Annotated in this window: 17 protein-coding genes, 1 tRNA gene and 1 pseudogene; 9 read left to right on the top strand and 10 right to left on the bottom strand. The window is 39.8% G+C overall.

The window, feature by feature from the left end:
* Position 1: 1 nt before the first annotated feature.
* The 5 genes from rplA to L656_RS0116915 form a co-directional block, all read right to left on the bottom strand.
* Complete coding sequence (rplA, locus tag L656_RS0116935; protein WP_024600086.1) at positions 2–706, bottom strand: 50S ribosomal protein L1; 705 nt, start codon at positions 704–706, stop codon at positions 2–4.
* Positions 707–709: 3 nt separating this feature from the next.
* The gene (gene rplK, locus L656_RS0116930) at positions 710–1,138 is read right to left on the bottom strand and encodes a 50S ribosomal protein L11 (protein ID WP_002958879.1); all 429 of its coding nucleotides are present in this window, start codon (positions 1,136–1,138) and stop codon (positions 710–712) included.
* A gap of 213 nt (positions 1,139–1,351) precedes the next feature.
* Positions 1,352–1,915 carry a transcription termination/antitermination protein NusG gene (gene nusG, locus L656_RS0116925; protein WP_024600085.1) on the bottom strand — a complete coding sequence of 188 codons (564 nt, stop codon included), beginning with the start codon at positions 1,913–1,915 and terminating at the stop codon, positions 1,352–1,354.
* A 4-nt stretch (positions 1,916–1,919) separates the two neighbouring features.
* Positions 1,920–2,297, bottom strand: coding sequence for a preprotein translocase subunit SecE (secE, locus tag L656_RS0116920; protein WP_002958877.1), 378 nt, complete (start codon positions 2,295–2,297; stop codon positions 1,920–1,922).
* Between the two features lie 132 nt (positions 2,298–2,429).
* Positions 2,430–2,506: transfer RNA gene (locus tag L656_RS0116915), tRNA-Trp, on the bottom strand.
* Positions 2,507–2,670: 164 nt separating this feature from the next.
* Here L656_RS0116915 and L656_RS0116910 point away from each other — a divergent pair.
* Together L656_RS0116910 and L656_RS0116905 are read left to right on the top strand one after the other, a co-directional pair.
* Positions 2,671–6,654 (top strand): hybrid sensor histidine kinase/response regulator transcription factor, encoded by a 3,984-nt coding sequence (locus L656_RS0116910; protein ID WP_024600084.1) that lies wholly within the window; start codon positions 2,671–2,673, stop codon positions 6,652–6,654.
* A 133-nt stretch (positions 6,655–6,787) separates the two neighbouring features.
* Complete coding sequence (locus L656_RS0116905) at positions 6,788–7,918, top strand: CsgG/HfaB family protein (protein ID WP_024600083.1); 1,131 nt, start codon at positions 6,788–6,790, stop codon at positions 7,916–7,918.
* A 50-nt stretch (positions 7,919–7,968) separates the two neighbouring features.
* Here the strand turns inward: L656_RS0116905 and L656_RS0116900 are convergent, their stop codons facing one another.
* Entirely contained in the window at positions 7,969–8,817 is an 849-nt protein-coding gene (locus tag L656_RS0116900; protein ID WP_024600082.1) for an SPFH domain-containing protein, read from the bottom strand.
* 10 nt (positions 8,818–8,827) lie between these two features.
* Positions 8,828–9,533: pseudogene (gene deoC, locus L656_RS01000000122380) on the bottom strand (deoxyribose-phosphate aldolase).
* Between the two features lie 450 nt (positions 9,534–9,983).
* Here deoC and cysG point away from each other — a divergent pair.
* The 6 genes from cysG to cysQ are packed head-to-tail and all read left to right on the top strand — an operon-like array spanning position 9,984 to position 16,946.
* Entirely contained in the window at positions 9,984–11,411 is a 1,428-nt protein-coding gene (gene cysG / locus L656_RS0116890) for a siroheme synthase CysG (RefSeq protein ID WP_024600081.1), read from the top strand.
* A 49-nt stretch (positions 11,412–11,460) separates the two neighbouring features.
* Positions 11,461–12,360, top strand: a complete 900-nt coding sequence (gene cysD, locus L656_RS0116885; RefSeq protein WP_008133447.1) for a sulfate adenylyltransferase subunit CysD — start codon at positions 11,461–11,463, stop codon at positions 12,358–12,360.
* Positions 12,360–13,784 carry a sulfate adenylyltransferase subunit CysN gene (cysN, locus tag L656_RS0116880; RefSeq protein ID WP_024600080.1) on the top strand — a complete coding sequence of 475 codons (1,425 nt, stop codon included), beginning with the start codon at positions 12,360–12,362 and terminating at the stop codon, positions 13,782–13,784. Before cysD ends, cysN begins: the two co-directional genes overlap by 1 nt.
* A gap of 31 nt (positions 13,785–13,815) precedes the next feature.
* Entirely contained in the window at positions 13,816–15,540 is a 1,725-nt protein-coding gene (locus tag L656_RS0116875) for an SLC13 family permease (protein ID WP_024600079.1), read from the top strand.
* 32 nt (positions 15,541–15,572) lie between these two features.
* Positions 15,573–16,166, top strand: a complete 594-nt coding sequence (gene cysC, locus L656_RS0116870) for an adenylyl-sulfate kinase (RefSeq protein WP_007378439.1) — start codon at positions 15,573–15,575, stop codon at positions 16,164–16,166.
* A gap of 9 nt (positions 16,167–16,175) precedes the next feature.
* Complete coding sequence (gene cysQ / locus L656_RS0116865) at positions 16,176–16,946, top strand: 3'(2'),5'-bisphosphate nucleotidase CysQ (protein ID WP_024600078.1); 771 nt, start codon at positions 16,176–16,178, stop codon at positions 16,944–16,946.
* A 232-nt stretch (positions 16,947–17,178) separates the two neighbouring features.
* Here cysQ and L656_RS0116860 read toward each other — a convergent pair whose 3' ends face one another.
* The 3 genes from L656_RS0116860 to L656_RS0116850 form a co-directional block, all read right to left on the bottom strand.
* Positions 17,179–17,460 carry a hypothetical protein gene (locus tag L656_RS0116860; protein WP_024600077.1) on the bottom strand — a complete coding sequence of 94 codons (282 nt, stop codon included), beginning with the start codon at positions 17,458–17,460 and terminating at the stop codon, positions 17,179–17,181.
* 167 nt (positions 17,461–17,627) lie between these two features.
* Entirely contained in the window at positions 17,628–17,945 is a 318-nt protein-coding gene (locus tag L656_RS0116855; RefSeq protein ID WP_029750920.1) for a hypothetical protein, read from the bottom strand.
* A 291-nt stretch (positions 17,946–18,236) separates the two neighbouring features.
* A complete protein-coding gene (locus tag L656_RS0116850) occupies positions 18,237–19,034 on the bottom strand; it encodes an alpha/beta fold hydrolase (RefSeq protein ID WP_024600076.1) in 798 nt (265 codons plus the stop codon).
* Positions 19,035–19,481: 447 nt separating this feature from the next.
* Here L656_RS0116850 and L656_RS0116840 point away from each other — a divergent pair, with 447 nt between their 5' ends.
* A complete protein-coding gene (locus L656_RS0116840) occupies positions 19,482–20,765 on the top strand; it encodes an aromatic amino acid transport family protein (RefSeq protein WP_024600075.1) in 1,284 nt (427 codons plus the stop codon).
* Positions 20,766–20,890: the final 125 nt, after the last annotated feature.

Below are 20,890 nucleotides of genomic sequence, written 5' to 3'. Positions count from 1 at the left end.
ATTAAGCTACAACAGTGCTTAAAGTGTTTTGGTCAACAGAAACGCCTGCGCCCATTGTTGTAGAGATAGTTACTTTCTTCAAGTAAACACCTTTAGCTTGAGAAGGCTTAGCCTTCTTAAGTGCAACAATTAGTGACTCAAGGTTTTGTTGTAATTGCTCAGCAGTGAAATCAACCTTACCAATAGTAGTATGGATGATGCCATTTTTGTCATTACGGTAACGTACTTGACCTGCTTTAGCATTTTTAACTGCTTCTGCAACGTTAGGCGTTACAGTACCAGTTTTAGGGTTTGGCATTAGACCACGTGGGCCTAAGATTTGACCTAGTTGACCAACAACACGCATAGCGTCTGGTGATGCAACAACAACGTCAAAGTTCATCTCGCCTTTTTTAACTAGCTCAGCAAGATCTTCCATACCTACTAATTCAGCACCGGCTTCTTTTGCAGCTTCTGCATTAGCGCCTTGTGTGAATACAGCAACACGAACGTCACGACCAGTACCGTTAGGTAGTACAGTAGCACCACGAACGTTTTGATCAGATTTACGAGCATCGATACCAAGGTTAACGGCAACGTCAACACTTTCTACGAATTTAGCTGTCGCTAACTCTTTTAAAAGAGCAACTGCTTCATTGATTTCGTAATCTTTTGTTACTTCCACTTTTTCGCGGATAGTACGCATACGTTTAGTTAATTTAGCCATTTCTTAGTCCTCTACGTTCAAGCCCATCGCACGCGCAGAACCTGCGATAGTGCGAACCGCTGCGTCCATATCGGCAGCTGTAAGGTCAGTTCGTTTTGTCTCAACAATTTCTTCAAGTTGAGCACGAGTTACTGTGCCTACTTTATCAGTGTTAGGACGGCCTGAGCCTGACTTAATACCAGCAGCTTTCTTAAGTAAGTAAGCAGCAGGTGGCGTTTTCATGTCGAACGTAAATGAACGGTCACCGTAAACAGAGATCACTACAGGAACTGGAGCGCCTTTTTCGATAGACTCTGTACGTGCGTTAAACGCTTTACAGAATTCCATGATGTTTACACCGTGTTGACCTAGTGCAGGACCTACTGGAGGACTAGGATTAGCCATACCAGCGGCAACTTGTAGCTTGATTAGAGCTTCAACTTTTTTAGCCATTATAAATACCTCATTTGGTGGGTCTCAGCCTTGTGCGCGCGAGGACGCGTACTCTAACGGCTTCCCAGTTTAAAAATTGGTTTCGTACTTTTTGCACAGTAAAAATAAATTTTACCTTAATACAAAAAGGCCGCTGATTATAAGTTAATCAGCGGCCTTTTTCAAGCTTCATGCCAAAATTTAAATAAAAATTAGCGAAGCTTTTTTAATCAATTACTTATCTTGCTCAACTTGACCGAATTCAAGCTCAACTGGCGTAGAACGACCAAAGATAAGTACAGATACTTTTACGCGGCTCTTTTCGTAGTCAACTTCTTCAACTACACCACTGAAATCTGCAAATGGTCCATCAGTAACGCGAACAACTTCACCTGGTTCAAATAATGTAGCAGGTTTAGGTGCTTCAGCATTTTCTTGAAGGCGATTAAGAATGCGTTCTGCTTCTTTAGGACTGATTGGAGCAGGACGATCAGACGTTCCACCAATAAAGCCCATTACACGTTCAGTGCTGTTCACTAAGTGCCAGCTTGCGTCGTTCATATCCATTTGTACTAATACATAACCTGGAAAGAATTTACGCTCAGATTTACGCTTTTGGCCAGCGCGCATCTCAACAACTTCTTCAGTTGGTACTAGTATCTCACCGAAGCTCGATTCAAGACCTTCGATTTTAATGTGTTCAGTTAACGTTTGAGCTACACGCTTTTCGTAACCAGAAAAGGCTTGTACTACATACCAACGTAACTTAATTTCTTTGTTCTCGTTCTCATCCGACATGGGATCAGATCTCCAATCCAGTTAAAAAGCCTACAGCGCGGAATAAAATGCCATCTAATCCCCAAAGGATAAGTGCCATAATCACTGTTGCAACCATTACAATTAATGTCGTGTGGGTAGTTTCTTGGCGCGTTGGCCAAATAACTTTGCGTACTTCAATTCGAGCTTCTTTAGCGAAAGCAAGAAAGTTACGTCCCTTAAATGTTTGCGAGGCAATTGCTAATCCGGCCGCTATTGCAACAACAACGCCGATAGCACGTAGTAGTACAGATTGATCTGCATACATGTGATTACCAACAACTGCGCCTGCAAGTAGCGCGATTGCTACTAACCACTTTACTGACTCCATCGCACTTGATGGTGTTTCTACATTCGTGCTCATAATATTATTACCTTAACTACAGACACAACAACCCTACACTACGGTAAGGTTAATCCATTAAAATCTAAACTTAAAAACAGACTTAATTTAAACCGGTTTTTAATCTCAGACTACTCAAACTACAAGTAAAACTGGCAGGGGCGGAGAGATTCGAACTCCCAACCATCGGTTTTGGAGACCGCTGTTCTACCAATTGGAACTACGCCCCTGCAAAGTGGATGCCTATTATACTTACGCAGTCCATTAACACAAGCCTAAAAGATACCCACATTGGAAAATCTCGGCATTGCATTAAAAAATCAATCTTAACATTGATTAAAAAGCAGTTTATGATTGTCTAAATTATAGGGACTCATAATTAGATAGGAAATCTGTGAAAGCAATAAAAACAATCATAAGATATAAAATTATTAGCTTTTTATTATTATTTCATATTAGCTCTTATGCCCTGCCATTGTACTTAGATACATATACAAATGAACAAGGTTTATCACAAAATTCAATTACATGTAGTACCACTGATGAAAAAGGATTTCATTGGTTTGCTACCCAAGGTGGCTTAAATCGATTTGATGGGTATGAATTTAAGCACTATAAATTCAATCCTTTACACCCTAGTATTTCGGGGAATTGGATTACAGACTGCCTGAATTTAGAAAATGGCCACATTTGGTTTGCTACAACAAGTAATGGCCTCAACTTATTAAATACTGAAACAGGAAGTTTTAGTGTTTTTAACCAGTATTCAGCCCCTCCTATTACAAACGAACGTATTTCATCAATTTCTTCTAATTCGCCACAAATCATTTGGATTGGTCACGATAAAGGGCAACTTACTCGTTTAGATACATACACAGGTACTACCGAATTATTTTCTTATCAGGGCACGAATCACTTAAATGTTGTTTTTAAGGATGTGCTTTTTGATGATAAAAAAAACCTTTGGTTAGCAAGTAGTATCGGGCTGATTAAGTTCGATACACAAACACATCGGTTCGAACATATACCTAATAGCCCTAAACAGCTCTGGCAATTAAAAAAAGCAACAAATAGCAAATTTATTATAGGAGGTAAGACTGGTCTAAGTGTTTTTGACTCAAACACACTCGCATTTTATAACTTTGAGCAACTCAAAAATGTTTGGGTTACAGATATACTTTTTGATGATGAAAAAAAATTATGGGTAAGCACTTATGGTCATGGTCTTTATTACCAAGCTACAGATAATTTATTAAGTAGCGAGTTTCATCAACTTACTCACTCTCCAGATTTAAAACATGGCTTAGCTAACGATCACCTATTGTCACTTTACCAAGACCCTCAAGGCATTATTTGGATTGGTACAGACGGCTATGGGTTACATCGCTATGATAAAAGGCAGACTCAGTTTGGTCATCAAAAACATCAAAGTAATAACCCAGCTTCTATCTCGAATGACTTTGTAAGAGCAATACTCAAAGACAGTAACAACTTACTTTGGGTGGGCACGCGCGACGGACTTAATAAGCAAACTGACACAGGCTTTAAACGCTATAAAACAGATAAAAATAAAGATATAGGCTTAACTAATAACAATATATTTAGTCTTTATGAAGATGCTAATAAACGCGTATGGATAGGTACATACGGAGGTGGTTTACTGCTTTACAACCCAATTAATGATAGCTTTTCGGCTTTTACTGTGCAAAGCCATCAACTCAGTAGTAACCGTATTTATGCAATAGAAGGTGATCTAAGTGGTAATTTATGGCTTGGCAGTAATGAAGGCTTAACACGATTTAATCCCGATACTTTACAGGTTACAAATTTTAAATACAGCGCAGATAAAAATAGCATCTCAAATAATACTGTTTTTAGTGTTACTTATGACAGCGACAACAACGCTATATGGGCAGGAACCCGCGCAGGGTTAAATAAACTTTCTTTACATGATGAAACATTCACTCATTACAAAAGCGATCTTAAAAAGCCTAATAGTTTAACGCACGACATGGTTACATCCTTGCATTTACAAGATAAAAACACTTTATGGGTAGGTACTTTTGGCGGGCTCAATAAGTTAAATATCCAAACAAACAAAGTAATAAACATTACAGAGTTTGATGGTTTACTTAACGATAATATTTTTGCAATTAAACAAGATACCAGTGGTTACTTGTGGCTAAGCAGCAACCAAGGCCTAACCCGTTACGCTCCTCAAACCCAACAAATGCAGCATTTTTTACCCGCAAACGGTATACAGCATCATTCTTTTATTTTAGGCGCTGCTTTTCAAGCAGATGACGGCGAGCTATTTTTTGGTGGTATTAACGGTTTTAATCAATTTGATCCGTTAAAACTGACTCTAGCAACTCAACCCCCAGAACCTGTTATTACAGACTTACTTATTTATAACCAGTCAGTCGCAACGCAGCAATATATAAAAAACAAGACTCAAACGCCTAAGCTTATAAGCTATACAGACAGACTATTTTTTAAAGAAGAAGATGGTGTTATCGGCTTTAAATTTTCTGCTTTAAACGGTGCAGAGCCCCCTTCTCAATACCAATATGCTTACAAGTTAGCTGGGTTAGATAAGCAGTTTTTATACGCAAGCAAAAACCAGAGGCAAGTTAGCTATTCTCAACTTCCCGCTGGAAGCTATCACTTTATTGTAAAAGTTAAAGATCAATACGGTCAATGGAGTGATGATAAAACAATGGTTGCGCTTACAGTTACTCCACCTTGGTGGAAGAACAATGTTGCCTATGTCACTTACATCATTATCGTATTATTTATAATGTGGTTAATTATAACAGCAAGATATAGGGCTAACGTTGCAGAGCAAGCAAACTTAAAAGAGAAAGAACTTAGCAACTTAAAAACTCAACTATTAGATAATGTTAGCCATGAACTTAAAACACCATTAAGCCTAATATTAGCGCCACTTGAGAGTTTACAAGAAAGCCATAAGGATTCAGACACCCAACAAAAATTAGCTATGATTCAACGTAATAGCTATAAGCTATTAGATCAAATAAACCAACTTTTACAGCTCAGCCAGCGCCCAAGCACTGCAGTGAAACACGTCACACCCTATGCTATAAATCCGGTAGTTGAACAATTAATTGAAGATTTCATCCCTTTATTTAAACAAAAAAATATTACGTTCGAGTTTGAAGATCTAACGCAAAAAACTATTCCCATTAAATTAGAGCTAAATCATACAATTTCTATTATCAGTAACTTATTGAGTAACGCCCAAAAATACACTCCAAACACTGGCAAAGTATTACTTCAGCTATTAACTCAAAAACAAACATTAATCATCACAGTCTCAGATACTGGTGTTGGTATAGATAAAGAGCACCTTGAGACCGTTTTTCAACGATTTACACGCATAGATACGAGTAATCAAAGTGGTAGCGGTATTGGCTTAGCGCTGGTGAAGCAGCTAGTTGAACAATATGGAGGAACTATTGAACTTAAAAGTGAATTAAACAAAGGAAGTTGTTTTACTGTTTCACTCCCAACAACTCAAATAGACGAAACCTCTAACCTTACTGCTCTTGCTGTGTCTAAAAACAATAATTTATGTGCAGTAAAAAGTAATAAGATTCTTATTATTGAAGACAACGATGAAATGCGTGATTTAATAACTTCACTATTTATTAGTAGCTTCACGTGTATAAGTACAGCTAACGGAGAGCTAGGTTTAGCTTTATGTAAAAACGAAATGCCTGACTTGGTAATAAGTGATGTAATGATGCCTGTTATGGATGGCTATCAGTTTATTAAAGCACTGCGCAGCGACACGGCTATTAGCCATATTCCGGTGTTATTACTTTCAGCAAAGGCAGATACGCATAGTAAATTAAAGGGCCTAGACTTACTTGCTGATGACTATTTGAGTAAACCTTTTGAGCCGCAGCTGTTACTCAGCCGCGTTCAAGGATTATTAACGATTAGAGAAGTACTTAATCAACATTTAAAACAACAACTACCTGCTTTATCACAAACAGCCCAGCTCGACCCACAAATGGCGCAAAGTAAAGATTATGCATTTACCGAGCGTGTAAAAACAACAGTAAAAGAGCATTACCAAGACGAAGCATTTAGCGTAGAAGAATTTGCAGCAGCGCTCTACCTTAGCCCTCGCGCTTTACAATTAAAAATGAAAGCCTTGTACAACCTAACACCAAGCGATTACATTCGAAATATTCGTTTGGAATTTGCACAAGAGCTTTTAAAAAATAGTGAGCTTGCAATTGGTCTAGTAGCACAGCAAATTGGCTTTAATTCACAAAGCTACTTTGCCCGGTGCTTTAAAGCAAAATATAATATGTCCCCAAAACAGTTTCGTGAAAAATCCAGATAAATTTCGCCTGTGTGACTAAATATTTCGCACCAGTACTATTATTAACCTACTGATTTAACTAAATTAACATGAATTTAAATATTAAAGGAAATGCACTGCATTTCCCTTGAGCATATTAATTAAGGACAGTCATATGTTAAAAGCACCACAAAAACTATTATTAACGGCACTATTAACTACCACTCTGAGCGCTTGTCAAAGCACCTCCACAAATGTTACGTCAGGTCAAAATTCACCAGACATAAACACTGTCGCCCAAGAACAATACAATGGGCCTAAAGCTCGTATTGCTGTTGCACGCTTTACCGACAAATCAAACAACTCAAAATGGTGGCGTAAAGAAATAGGCGACGGTATGGCTGATCAATTAACTACGGCACTCGTATCAACAAATCGCTTTATTGTTTTAGAGCGCCAAGCGCTTGATGCTGTTTTATCAGAACAAGACCTAGCAGCCTCAGGTCGCGTTAGTGCATCATCGGGTGCCGCTTATGGTGAGATTGAAGGCGCTGAAATAGTCGTTATTGCAGCGGTAACTGAATTTGATGATGACAGCTCTGGTGCAAGTGTTGGCAGTGGCGGCTTTATGGGCGATGTATTTAGCTCTGTATCAGCTGGTTTTTCAGGTTCTCATATGGCAATTGACCTACGCCTTATCGACACACGCACATCACGAATTTTAGCAGCAACAAGTGTTGAAGGTGGCAGTAAAGATTTTGACTTTACTGGAGCCGCAACCAACTTTGGTGGCGCACTTGTTGGCGGTAATATTAGTGGATGGTCTGATACCCCTAAAGAAAAAGCCCTTCGTGAAGTTATTATTAAAGCGGTTGAGTTTTTAGAAACTAAAATTCCAGATACCTACTATCGCTATAATAGTAACAACACTTTAGCACCGGGTTACACTGCGCCGCCACCAGCTACTAAACGCGCAAAAACAGCCAGCAAGAGCGCTGTAACAGTTGATGTACCAACCCATAGAATGCCACATTATGAAAAAATGGATTTAGCAATGTCGCGCCTAAGCTTGGTATGTTTGGGCTACCTAAGAAACCAGCCTGATTATGAAGAATTTGAAACACAGGATGTTGAGTATGATCGTAAAACAGTTATTGCACTTCGCGAGTACCAACAAGACAAAAAACTAAAGGTAACGGGCTTAGCTGATGAAACAACTAAAAAGTCACTTGATGATAGTGGTTGTATTGCTAAAACGAACAAATCAAGCCTCGAAAGTATAAGCAACATGTTTAAGTTTAATTAATGGCTTTGGCTTGGGTAGCTAATAAAAAGAGCTACCCAAGTACTCACTATCTAGTTAGCGCCTTTAACAAGTGGTACTCCGTTATTACCTACCGGAATATAAACAGTTGTATGATTAGGTGACTCAGCCATTTTTATTTGTGCATTAATAGCTTCATGTTGAATGTAATTAGCTGTTAGTGTTGCGTTAATGATCTTCTGAGCTTGAGCAATCCCTTTGGCTTCTTCAACCCTAATTTCAGCGTCTTTTTTGGCAATCTCTTTTTGTGTTTCTTTTTCCGATAATAGCTGCTGAGCTGCCAATTTTTTCTCAACTGCATTAGCAACAATATCGGGGTAATTAATATTGCCTACTACAACGTTTGCAAGTTTAAACGGCGTTGTCGATAAATAACTTTGCAGGCGCAGAGTCACTTCCTTCGCAATTTTCTCACGATTTGTTTTAAGCTCGCCACTATCGTATTTTTGTACTGTATCGCGCACATACGTTCTGAAAGTTTCACGTACAAAGCGTTTATACCAATTTTCGGCGCCGTACTGCTCTACCACAGTTTTAACAGTGCCACTCTCAATAGCAATAACAGCATGAAAATCAAATTTAATATTTAAATCATCATTCGCTAAAATTCTAAATGTCTCGGTATATGTATTAGGTCGCATATCGATGTTTACCACTTCATTTCGCAGTAACGACATACCGTAATTAGATGGGCCCTTCATTGTACCTTGATAACCACCTTCACCAAATACACGCGGCTTTTCGAATACGTAGCCTTCTTCACCTGCGGGTGTGCTTGGGTTAGTGCATGCAGTTAATCCAAAACCAACGACTCCTACAACCAATGCACCTTTAAATAGGTTATTAAACAATGTTTGTGTCCCGGAGTTTCTTGCTCTCATCATCTTTCCTTTAATTACTTTTTAATATTGTATAAACGTCACTTAACAAGCTTGAAGCACCAAATCTGAATGTATTTGCTTGCAAATAATCATCCCCCATTATTGCGCGCGTAAGCGTTAAATAATCACTAGCATCAGCCACTGTTTTAACACCACCGGCAGCTTTAAAGCCAACACGTTTATCCGAGTTCTTAATGGCTGNCTTTACCCGTACTGGTTTTTACAAAATCAGCACCGCCTTCAATTGCAAGCTTCGTGGCTTGTGTTATGAGCGCTTCGGTTTTTAGCTCGCCGCTTTCTATTATTACTTTTAGCTGGGCACGCGACCCACACACTTTTTTACTTTCGCTTACATAGCTAAGTACTGTTTGAACATCGCCCGCTATTAACTTTTTATAAGGAATAACAAGATCAATTTCGTCAGCGCCGCGCTCTATTGCAATAAGTGTTTCGTTAATTACATCACTCAGTGGCGCATCACCCGTTGGAAAGTTAGTGACCGTTGCAACTTTTACGTGGTTAAGCTCACGTGCTGCGAGTGCTATTTTTGCATCATCAACAAAGTCGCTATAAACACATACAGCGGCAGGTGTGCCCAGCATCGGGTTTATACTATCAACAAGCGCTTGAATGCTTTTGGTGGTATCGCTAGTGTTTAAGCTTGTTAAATCCATCAGTGCGACTGCTAATGCGGCATCTTTTTGGTGTTGTGTCATTAGAGCTCCGTTGCTTATGTAATACCAATTTTATTAAAAACATAATCATTTTAGCGTATTAAATAACTCACTAACTACGTTAAAAATTATTTATATAGAACAACTATGTATCATAATTTTAGCCTTGTTATTGAGCTATTTTCTTGTCGCTATAATAGATCACTAATTTAATGCAATTGGTATAAGTACAAAATAGAATATGCTTCCATATTAACAAATTAAACCAAACTCGCTATAGCTCATAACCAAACACTATAAGCTGTATATTTTACTTGTAACTCGGCGCAATCCCTTGTTAACTAACTCTTAGGCCTAAAAAGCCCACCTATTATAACTTTTGGTTATATCAACTTGGTTTTAATTATTTTTTACTTATTGATAGCCGCTATATTCTGCTTATCAGAATAAAGCGTTTTCTTATATTTGAATTTGTTTAGGGGTCTTATTAACGTGCAGTATTTACCTATCTTTACCAAACTCGACAACAAACCAGTATTGGTTGTTGGCGGTGGAGAGGTCGCATTACGCAAATGTCGCGCGTTTTTAAAAGCGAGAGCGAGCGTTACTTTAGTAGCACCTTGGTTTTGCGACGAGCTAAAAGAGCATGCACATAATAATGAAGTAACGCTTATTGATGCCTATTTTGATGAATCACATCTTGATGGCAAAATGCTGGTTATAGCAGCCACTGACCGCGATGAAGTAAACAACAACGTATTTGAACTTGCCAATGCCCGCAATGTATTTGTGAATGTGGTTGATGACCAACCTAAGTGTACGTTTATATTCCCATCCATTGTTGACCGCGACCCAATTACGATTGCTATATCAAGTGCAGGCACAGCGCCGGTACTTGCACGTCGCTTACGCGAAAAACTCGAAACCCTTATTCCGCATCATATTGGGCCACTTGCAACACTTGTAGGCGGCTTTAGAGACAAAGTAAAAAAACGCTTTAAACATTTTTCAGACCGCCGCCAATTTTGGGAAGGCGTGTTCGACTCATCTGTCGTGAGTAAAGTACAAACCGGTGACACTCAAGCCGCACAGCAACAACTAGAGCAAATGTTAGATGCCAAAGCCGAGCCTGAAGGCGAAGTATATGTAGTAGGTGCAGGCCCAGGCGATCCAGAGCTTTTAACACTTAAAGCACTGCAACTTATGCAACAAGCCGATGTGGTTGTATACGACTTTTTAGTGTCTGACGAAATTATGGAATTAGTGCGTCGTGATGCTGACCTTATTTGTGTAGGCAAACGTTTAGGCGATCATAGTGTTGTTCAAGACGACACCAACCAAATGCTGGTCGACCTTGCTAAACAAGGCAAAAAAGTGTGCCGCATTAAAGGTGGCGACCCGTTTATTTATGGTCGTGGTGGCGAAGAAGTACAAGTACTGGCTGCTAACAACGTAAATTATCAAATTGTACCGGGTATTACAGCTGCTGCAGGTTGTAGTGCGTATGCGGGTATTCCGCTTACGCATCGTGACCATGCACAAGCCATTCAATTTGTAACGGGCCACTGTAAAAAAGACGGTCAAGAACTTGATTGGCAATCACTGGCAAAAGCAAATCAAACGCTTGCTATTTACATGGGCGTAATTAAATCGCCGCACATACAAAGCGAGCTTTTAAAGCATGGCCGCAAAGCCGACACCCCTGTTGCCATTATCGAAAACGGTACACGTAAAAATCAGCGTGTAGTAACAGGCCAATTAGGCGAACTTGCCGACTTAATTGAACGCAACAGCATTATATCGCCTGCGCTACTCATTATTGGTGAAGTAGCCGCCCTGCACTCGCAACTAGCGTGGTTTGGGAAAAACGAACAAACAAGCAGCTTTGCACAGCCGCTAACAGATGTATCAAATACATAACCGAATTTTAAATTTGTAACTTTTAATCATTTTAGTAGGACGACTAACAATGGCTTTAACTCACCTTCAGCAACTTGAAGCTGAAAGTATCAAAATCATGCGCGAAGTCGCCGCTGAGTTTGAGAACCCAGTAATGCTTTACTCTATTGGTAAAGATTCGTCGGTACTTTTGCACTTAGCGCGTAAAGCATTTTACCCTGCAAAAATTCCGTTTCCGTTATTACACGTAGACACCAATTGGAAGTTTCGTGAAATGATTGAGTTTCGCGACCGTATAGCTAAAGAATACGGTTTTGACCTACTGGTACACAAAAATCCAGAAGGCATTGAAATGGGTGTAGGCCCGTTTACGCATGGCTCGGGTAAACATACCGATATAATGAAAACCCAAGGCTTAAAGCAGGCACTTAACAAATATGGTTTTGATGCTGCATTTGGTGGCGCACGCCGCGACGAAGAAAAGTCACGCGCAAAAGAACGTGTTTACTCGTTCCGCGACAAACACCACCGTTGGGACCCTAAAAACCAACGTCCTGAGCTTTGGAATACTTATAACAGCCAAGTTAATCCGGGCGAAAGCATTCGTGTTTTCCCTTTGTCTAACTGGACTGAGCTTGATATTTGGCAATACATTTACCAAGAAAACATCGACATGGTACCGCTTTACCTAGCAAAAGAGCGCCCTGTTGTTGACCGTGATGGCACCCTAATAATGGTTGACGATGAGCGTATGCCACTTAACGAAGGTGAAGTACCGCAAATGAAATCTGTACGTTTTCGTACATTAGGCTGCTACCCACTTACCGGTGCAGTTGAGTCAACAGCCAGTACTTTAACCGAAATTATTGAAGAAATGCTGCTATCTACGTCATCTGAACGTGAAGGTCGTGTTATCGACCATGATTCAGCCGGCTCAATGGAGAAGAAAAAACGTGAGGGGTATTTTTAATGTCTAGCCAAAATAACGATACATTTAACGAAGTAAAAGAAATAGGCATAGACGCCTACCTAGCACGCCAACAAGACAAAAGCTTATTGCGTATGCTTACGTGTGGCAGTGTAGATGACGGTAAATCAACATTGATTGGCCGCCTACTGCACGACAGCCACCAAATTTATGAAGATCAGCTAGCAGCCCTTCATAAAGATAACGAAAAAGTAGGTAATGCAGGTGAAGATCTTGACCTTGCATTATTAGTTGATGGCCTACAAGCTGAGCGCGAGCAAGGCATTACCATTGACGTAGCGTACCGTTACTTTTCAACGGCTAAGCGTAAATTTATTATTGCCGACACACCTGGGCACGAGCAATACACGCGCAACATGGTAACGGGTGCATCAACTAGCGATGTCGCCATTATTTTGGTTGATGCGCGTTACGGCGTACAAGTACAAACTAAGCGCCATAGCTTTATTTGTGACTCGCTGGGCATTAAGCAGTTTGTTGTTGCCGTTAATAAAATGGATATCGTTGATTTTGACGAAACCGTATATGAAAAAATTAAGGCTGATTACCTTAAATTTGCTGAGCAACTTAACGTATCAAACATTAAGTTTGTGCCTATGTCGGCGCTTAAAGGCGACAACGTAGTAACACGCTCTGCACATACACCGTATTACACCGACAAGCCGCTACTAGAATTACTAGAAGATTCGCCAGCAGCCGAAACAGATACAGGCTTTGAAGCGCGCCTACCAGTGCAATATGTAGTGCGTCCTAACTTAAACTTCCGTGGTTTTCAGGGCACACTTACATCAGGCAAGATACACGTAGGCGATGCAATAAAAGTATTACCGTCGGGTAAAACATCAAGCATTAAAGAAATTGTTACCTTTGATGGCAACCTGGACAGCGCCGAAGCAGGCCAAGCAATCACCGTTACCCTAAATAACGAAATTGATATTAGCCGAGGGGATGTAATAGTACCTGCAAATTCAACAGCTGTTGTCACTAACCAGCTACAAGCTAAAATTGTATGGATGCACGAATCGCCATTAGTATTAGGTAAAAGCTATAACCTAAAACTAGGCAGCAAAAACACATCAGCTATTGTTACAAAGATTGATTACACAATTGATGTAAACACGCTTGAGCACGGCACTAGCGACTCATTACAGTTAAACGAAATTGCAATTGTGACACTTGAACTAACCGAAACTATTTTGGCAGACGAGTACCACAGCAATCACGAAACAGGCTCGTTTATACTAATCGATCGCTTATCAAACCTAACGGTTGCTGCGGGCATGATTGAACAAGTACTGCAAAGCCAAGCACAGGAAAGTAACTTTAGCGAATTTGAAGTTGAATTTAACACCTTAGTACGCAAGCACTTTCCGCATTGGCAAGCGCTTGATATTTCTAAGTTATAAGTTAACTTTAGCCTGTTAGGAATTTAAAAGCATGGTAGAACAGCTCGTTTTAACAGGCATTATGCTTACCTTAGTCGGGTGCCTTTTTGGCACCCGTATTAATCCAGCATGGTTATTTGTAAGCGCCATTGGCACCAGCTACTTAGCAGGGCTAATCGATCTTGAAAGCATGTTGATTAATTATGCTAACCCGTCGCTTATCACCTTAGTACTATTGGTGTTAGTGTCGACCGCAATAGAAAAAACCACCCTAATTCAAAAGTTAGCGCAATCGCTATCTAAAGGTAGTTTAGTAAAATCGGTAACAAAATTGGGGTTATCAACCGCCTTTTTATCGTCGTTTACTAACAATACCGCCGTTGTTGCATCGCTTATTACCGCGATAAAAGACAACCCTAATCACTCCCCTTCAAAGCTATTATTACCGCTGTCGTACACTGCTATTTTGGGCGGCACTATTACGCTTATTGGTACATCAACCAACTTAATCGTCAATGGCTTTGCAGTTGATGCGGGCATGGAACCGCTGGGCTTTTTTGACTTTACCTTAGTGGGTTTAGGCGCGTTAAGCGTAGGCCTAATTACCATTTTAGTGATGCTTAAATACTTACCCGACAACGGTAAAAGCGACCAAGAAGTCGTGCCTTTTTACCTAGAAGGCAAAGTACAAGCAAACTCAAAGTTAATAGGCCAAACCGTTGAAGAAAACGGCCTGCGTGATTTAAAAGACTTATTCCTCGCTGAAATCATTCGCGATGGCAGCCGCATTTGCGCAGTCACCCCGCAGCAAATTATTCAAAAAGATGACGTGCTGCTTTTTGTAGGTGACATAAAATCGGTGCCATTACTTACCCGTTTCGACGGCCTAAAAGTAGTACACGAAAATCATCAAAAAGACATAGAACACTTAGTAGAAGTAGTTGTAAGTCAGTCTTCAAAATTTATAGGTAAAACCGTAAAAGAAGCCCGCTTTAGAGAGCAATTTCATGCTGCTGTTATTGCCATTCGCCGTGGTCACGACCGCTTACAAGGCGGCCTTGGTCAAGTGCAATTACAAGCTGGCGACTCGCTTATACTCGCACCAGGTAAAAACTTTTACACCTTGCCTAATTTAAAGCGCGAATTTGTGTATATTTCAGGGTTTGACTTACAAGCCCACCTTGCACCTAAACAATCAAACATTGTGCTACTAAGCTTTGCCGCAGTACTGGGTTTAAGCATTATTGGCATAGTGCCGCTGGTTAAAGGCTTATTAGTATTACTAATTGGCTTAATGCTCAGTGGCACCATAAAACTTAACGAAGTTAAACGCCGTTTTCCACTCGAGTTATTAGTGGTAGTAGGCAGCGCCATTGGCCTTGCCAAGTTAATGATAGGCACCGGACTTGCCGGGCAAATATCCGACGCCATGTTTATGGTACTTGGCGACTTTGGCCCTTACGGCGCATTTATTGCCATATTTTTAATGACCGTATTATTTACCGAGCTTATTACTAATAACGCAGCAGCTGCCTTGTCGTTCCCTGTTGCTTACTCACTCGCGGTTGGTTTTAATGTAGACCCGCTACCGTTTATTATGGCGGTTGCCTTTGGCGCATCAGCCAGCTTTATATCGCCATTTGGGTATCAAACTAATCTAATGGTTTATAGCGCGGGTAACTATCGCTTAAAAGATTACATAGTGATGGGCTTACCCCTTTCTATTATTTATTCAATCACGGTATTAACCTTGATCCCGCTGGTATTTCCGTTTTAATACCTGCGCTCACAGCATAAGAGACTCTCACTATGGATGAAAATATAGTTTGGCATAACTACGCAACTACAAAAGCACAGCGTAGTGAGCAAAAAAAACATAAGCCCGCTATTTTATGGTTTACCGGCTTTTCAGGCTCTGGCAAAAGTACTGTAGCCAACGCACTAGAAGCAGCGCTTAACCAACAAGGTACGCACACTTACCTGCTAGATGGCGACAACGTACGCCACGGTTTATGTAAAGACCTAGGCTTTAGCGACGAAGACCGCATTGAAAACATACGCCGCGTGGGCGAAACCGCAAAGCTGATGACCGACGCTGGCTTGTTAGTGCTTACTGCGTTTATATCGCCTTTTAGAGCAGAACGCGACATGGTGCGTAGCTTAGTAGACGAAGGCGAATTTATTGAAGTATTTATCGATACCCCACTGGATGTATGCGAAAGCCGCGATCCAAAAGGCTTATACAAAAAAGCCCGCGCAGGGGAGATAAAACACTTCACTGGTATCGATTCAAGCTACGAAGTGCCAAACAATCCAGAAATAATTTTAGATACAAGTAAAAACACCCTAGACCAATCGGTTACACAACTGATAACGTATCTAAAACAAAAGCACATAATATAGGTTAACCCCATGAATCAAACCGAACTGCTAGAAGAAACCCTCATCCTTGCCCGCAAAGCAGGCCAAGCGATAATGGGAATTTACGAAAAGGATTTTAACGTTGAGTACAAAGCCGATGAAAGCCCCGTAACTGACGCCGATTTAGCAGCTCATAAACTGATTGTGGCAGGGCTTCAACAGCTCACACCCGACATTCCAATACTCAGTGAAGAAAACGCCGACATAAGCTGGGATGTACGCCAAACGTGGAAAAGCTACTGGTTAGTTGACCCAATCGACGGCACTAAAGAATTTATTAAAAAGAACGGTGAATTTACCGTAAACATCGCCCTAATTAAAAATGGTATTCCTATTTTAGCGGTAGTCGATGCACCTGCCCTTGGCGTATCGTACTTAGCCGCCGAAGCCATTGGCGCATTTAAAGATAAAGGCGATGAGCGAATTGAGCTTAAAGTAACGACTAAACCTAACAAAGGGTTAATACGTGTTGTTGGCAGTCGCTCGCATCCATCACCCGATTTAGCCGAGTTTGTAAAACGCTTTGACGATGTTGAAATGGTGTCTAAAGGCAGCTCTCTAAAGCTGTGTTTAGTGGCTGAGGGCAGCGCCGATATTTACCCGCGCTTAGGTCCAACCTGCGAATGGGATACAGGCGCAGGCCATGCTATTGCCGAAATTGCCGGTGCTAAAGTGACCCAACTTGATGGCACAGCGCTTATTTACAATACCAAAGATGAATACTTAAACCCTTATTTTGTGGTGAGTGCGATAGAAGAGTAAGCGCAGTTTTAAGTGGTTAGCTATCAGTTGCCAGAAAGGCAAGTGATAGCTTTAACTATTAAAGTTGCTCAGTTAGCATAAAGGCAAATACCGTAGATATGCTTGAGTTATTTATTATGTATAAATTAACCTAATAAGCGTACTAAAACACAGCAACGTTATAAATATACCAAGCGATAAAATTGCCATATACTGCTCTCCCAAACATAAAGGCTATGGGTAAATATATTTTTTAAGAAATAAAGAAAGTAAAATAGCTACACACACCGATAGCTATAATCAGCATAAAAAGCCGCTTTACTAAATTACCTTCAGTAGGAGGAATTTCCTCACCGGTATATGGTGCATAAAGACTCCTTTTTAAAATAAATGCATAGATATATCTATAACAGAAAGAAAATACAAACATGCAGAACAATAACTTTTCTACTGACTCAAAACCTATAAAAAAAGCAGCCCCTAACACAAACCATATTATGCCGAATAATATAACAATCACTTTTATCTTATTCATCCCCACTTTCCTGTACTACTTTTTCTTTAAGTTCTGTATTTATAAACCCTAGAGGGCGTTTTAATTACTAAATTTGGAAGTGTTGCACCCTTTGAAAATCTAAGTAAAGTTTTTAACCTTTATTAAATTGCGTTGTTAGCGTTGGAATTTATAGTCGGTAACCCTAACTATTTGGCTATCGCTGCAAATTGAACTTTTTTGTATGGCCCATAAACAAACTCGTTGTGTTCAGCAAACTTGTTATCTTTGGTTTTATCAATATAGTAAAAAGCACAAATTTTATGCGGACAAGCATAAGCCGAAATATATTTTTCGTTAGATTTAATATTTATTGGTTCATCGAGTCGCCCAATATATGTGCCCTGACCAAGACTGTAACCTAACTTTTTAGTGCCGCCAATGTAATACACCTCATAAGGTTGCTCCTCCCAAATTGGAGAACACCCATTAAGCAGTAATGGTATTAAAACTAAAAATATTCTCACAAACTTCCCTGCACTCTAGTAACTTGCTCAAATTACACTCTTATAGTTAACTTGAGCGTGTTCTTATTTTGTGAACATCTATTAGTAGCAAACTGTGTAAGTGATTGCCAATTATAAAATTATATTTAAGTAAGGTATTTTACTATGTGTAAAAGGGTGTGACCTACAGTAAGGCTATGTTTTTAGTTTAGGGAAAAAGACAAAAAATAACCTGATCCAATTAACTAATGATGGCTATTATAAGTTTTTAGGACTTGCCATTAATTGAAAGTTTTTTAAAAGCGACAACCCTTAACGATTTTGCTGGGCGATAAAAGCAAGCGAGTGTTGATTGAATAAGTCAGGGCGTTCTACGTTACAAACATGGCCGCAATGGTGAATAGTTTGCAGTACGCTGTTTTTATGACGCTTAACCATTTCTTTAACAGGGCCAAGGAACATATGATCTTCTTTGCCCATAATGTACAGAATGGGTATATCGATATCTTTTTCTTTGAAATACTGCATTAAAGGGTTTACGTCCATGGCTAATTTAAACCACTTTATAAACTCTTTTTGGCACAAGCGTTTTGCTTCACGAACAAACAAAAGTCGAGATTCTTTATGGCGCTTTTTCGGCATCATAATAAAAGCAAATAAGCGATACAGCCACATATAAGGCAGGAAGTGTTTAAAAGTATTACCTAAATAAACCAATGTATTACTGCGAGTATTAAAACGAGTAACCGCTCCACCTAGCACCATGCTAGAAACATATTGCGGCGCAATTTCAGCAATATTTCGAATAATAATTGTGCCCAATGAAATGCCAACAAAGTGTGCGCTGGTGATATTGTTATGATCTAACACATCGATAATGTCTTTAGAGACATTATTAAACGAATAATTATTATCAACAAAGTTTTGTACTAAGTTATTCGATTTACCGTGACCACGAAGATCAAGCAACAATACATTATATTCTTTTTTATAAGCCTTAAGCTGACGAAACCAAATTGCCGAACTACCACCTGCTCCATGGACAAATACAACCCATATTTTACTGGTTTCGTGCACAAAAATAGTATGGAAAAGAATGTCTTTGCTCATTGCAGTTAGTGGCCTATTTACTTCGTTTGGCGTATTCAATTGTAGGAAGTATAACGGAGTTTAGAAAAAATCTCTTATGAAGTTCTGATCAATGCCTTCTACTTAACAGCTTTTGGGAGCAAATTTTGATTTTAAATGAAAACCAATAAAAATGACCTTCCCCTGTTTTTACGTTATGAAAACCGCCTATCTTGGCTTTGCTGCTCGCGTGTCGCTATAGCGTGTTGGGTTTCGCTGCGCTCTAACCAACCTACTCTAAAATTATAATGTGGTGTTGTCATTTAAGGCTTTTGCTCACTTTTACACCGCTGTTTAGTATTCATGACACTTACCCTGCAATTGAGCCTAATTAATTAGCCTGCAAGCCCCCTCAAAACATGAAATTTTAAGCTAAAAACTATACCCTTCGGCGCAGTTATTATTTAAATAATGGATGAGCACACACACATGACAACATCTCAAGATGCAACACTTTCAAATGCATCGCCAAACACACACACAAGCACAAGTTCAGACTCAAAAACTAAATGGAACCTGCACGATACGCAGTGGACATTAAGTTTATTTGGTACCGCCGTTGGTGCGGGTATTTTATTTTTGCCTATTAACATTGGGATTGGCGGTTTTTGGCCATTAATTATTATGGCGTGCTTAGCGTTCCCAATGACCTTTTTTGCGCACCGTGGATTAGCGCGTTTTGTACTTTCATCAAAAAATAAAGATGCCGACTTTACCGATGTAGTTGAAGAGCACTTTGGTGTGACTGCGGGCCGGTTAATTTCCTTATTGTACTTTTTATCTATATTCCCAATTTTGCTTATTTACGGTGTGGGTTTAACCAATACTGTTGATAGTTTTATGGTTAATCAAATGGGGATGGAATCACCATCTCGCGTGCTACTTTCGGGCGTATTAGTTGCAGGTATGATTAGCTTAATGATGGGCGGAGAGCGCTTAATGCTACGTGCCTTTGCTATTTTAGTGTATCCGCTTGTGGGCATATTGTTCTTTTTATCACTTTATTTAATCCCTAGCTGGCAGATGCCAGATATGACTGTGCCTGAAATGGGCAGCTTTGGTAAAACTTTGTGGTTATCGATTCCTATTATTGTGTTTTCGTTTAGCCACGCAGCGGCTATCTCAAGCTTTGTAAATGTGCAACGCGGTCATTACGGCGAACAAGCTACACACAAGTCTGAGGCGATTTTAAAGCGCACTAGCTTGCTACTTATTACCTTTGTACTGTTATTTGTATTCTCTTGCGTGCTGTCGCTTACAGGCGAACAAATGGCGGCGGCTAAAGCAGCTAACGTGTCGGTTTTATCCTACCTTGCCAATATTACTGATAACTCGTTTATTGCCACACTAGGGCCGCTTGTTGCCTTTATTGCTATTACATCGTCGTTTTTGGGGCACTTCTTAGGTGCACGCGAAAGCTTTACAGGTTTAGTAACTAAACAAACAGGCTTAAGCGCTGGCGTTACCGATAAAATTGGTGTGTTAATCATGTTTTTAGCTATTTGGTTTTGTGCAGTTAAAAACCCAAGTATTTTAGACATGATGGATCAGTTGTCAGGCCCTATCATTGCGATGATTTTATTCATCATGCCAATGATTGCAGTTTATAAAGTACCTGCACTTCATAAATACCGAAATCGCTTTAGCACGCTATTTATATTAGCGATTGGCTCACTTGCTGTATTTGCACTTTTATACAGTATGCTTAAGTAATAAAACTGTTTATACAAAAGCCCGGCTACTTTTTAGCTGGGCTTTTTTGTGTGCTGTTTATCTCAAATTGTTTTTTTATAGTCGCTCTTCAGGCATGTTATAAATTAACTAGCCTAAAAATAAAA

This window comes from Pseudoalteromonas sp. TAE56, assembly GCF_000497955.1.
Classification (GTDB): Bacteria; Pseudomonadota; Gammaproteobacteria; order Enterobacterales; family Alteromonadaceae; genus Pseudoalteromonas.
The sequence above is the reverse complement of the archived record's forward strand: the minus strand, read 5'-3'. Positions and strand labels throughout refer to the sequence as shown.

What these genes read in the sequence shown, in the direction of transcription:
- secE (WP_002958877.1), bottom strand. Translation starts at nt 2,297, where the DNA reads ATGAGCACGAATGTAGAAACACCATCAAGTGCGATGGAGTCAGTAAAG.
- L656_RS0116840 (WP_024600075.1), top strand. Translation starts at nt 19,482, where the DNA reads ATGACAACATCTCAAGATGCAACACTTTCAAATGCATCGCCAAACACA.
- L656_RS0116875 (WP_024600079.1), top strand. Translation starts at nt 13,816, where the DNA reads ATGGTAGAACAGCTCGTTTTAACAGGCATTATGCTTACCTTAGTCGGG.
- L656_RS0116860 (WP_024600077.1), bottom strand. Translation starts at nt 17,460, where the DNA reads ATGAATAAGATAAAAGTGATTGTTATATTATTCGGCATAATATGGTTT.
- cysQ (WP_024600078.1), top strand. Translation starts at nt 16,176, where the DNA reads ATGAATCAAACCGAACTGCTAGAAGAAACCCTCATCCTTGCCCGCAAA.
- rplK (WP_002958879.1), bottom strand. Translation starts at nt 1,138, where the DNA reads ATGGCTAAAAAAGTTGAAGCTCTAATCAAGCTACAAGTTGCCGCTGGT.
- cysD (WP_008133447.1), top strand. Translation starts at nt 11,461, where the DNA reads ATGGCTTTAACTCACCTTCAGCAACTTGAAGCTGAAAGTATCAAAATC.
- rplA (WP_024600086.1), bottom strand. Translation starts at nt 706, where the DNA reads ATGGCTAAATTAACTAAACGTATGCGTACTATCCGCGAAAAAGTGGAA.
- cysN (WP_024600080.1), top strand. Translation starts at nt 12,360, where the DNA reads ATGTCTAGCCAAAATAACGATACATTTAACGAAGTAAAAGAAATAGGC.
- L656_RS0116850 (WP_024600076.1), bottom strand. Translation starts at nt 19,034, where the DNA reads ATGAGCAAAGACATTCTTTTCCATACTATTTTTGTGCACGAAACCAGT.
- cysC (WP_007378439.1), top strand. Translation starts at nt 15,573, where the DNA reads ATGGATGAAAATATAGTTTGGCATAACTACGCAACTACAAAAGCACAG.
- L656_RS0116905 (WP_024600083.1), top strand. Translation starts at nt 6,788, where the DNA reads ATGTTAAAAGCACCACAAAAACTATTATTAACGGCACTATTAACTACC.
- L656_RS0116900 (WP_024600082.1), bottom strand. Translation starts at nt 8,817, where the DNA reads ATGAGAGCAAGAAACTCCGGGACACAAACATTGTTTAATAACCTATTT.
- nusG (WP_024600085.1), bottom strand. Translation starts at nt 1,915, where the DNA reads ATGTCGGATGAGAACGAGAACAAAGAAATTAAGTTACGTTGGTATGTA.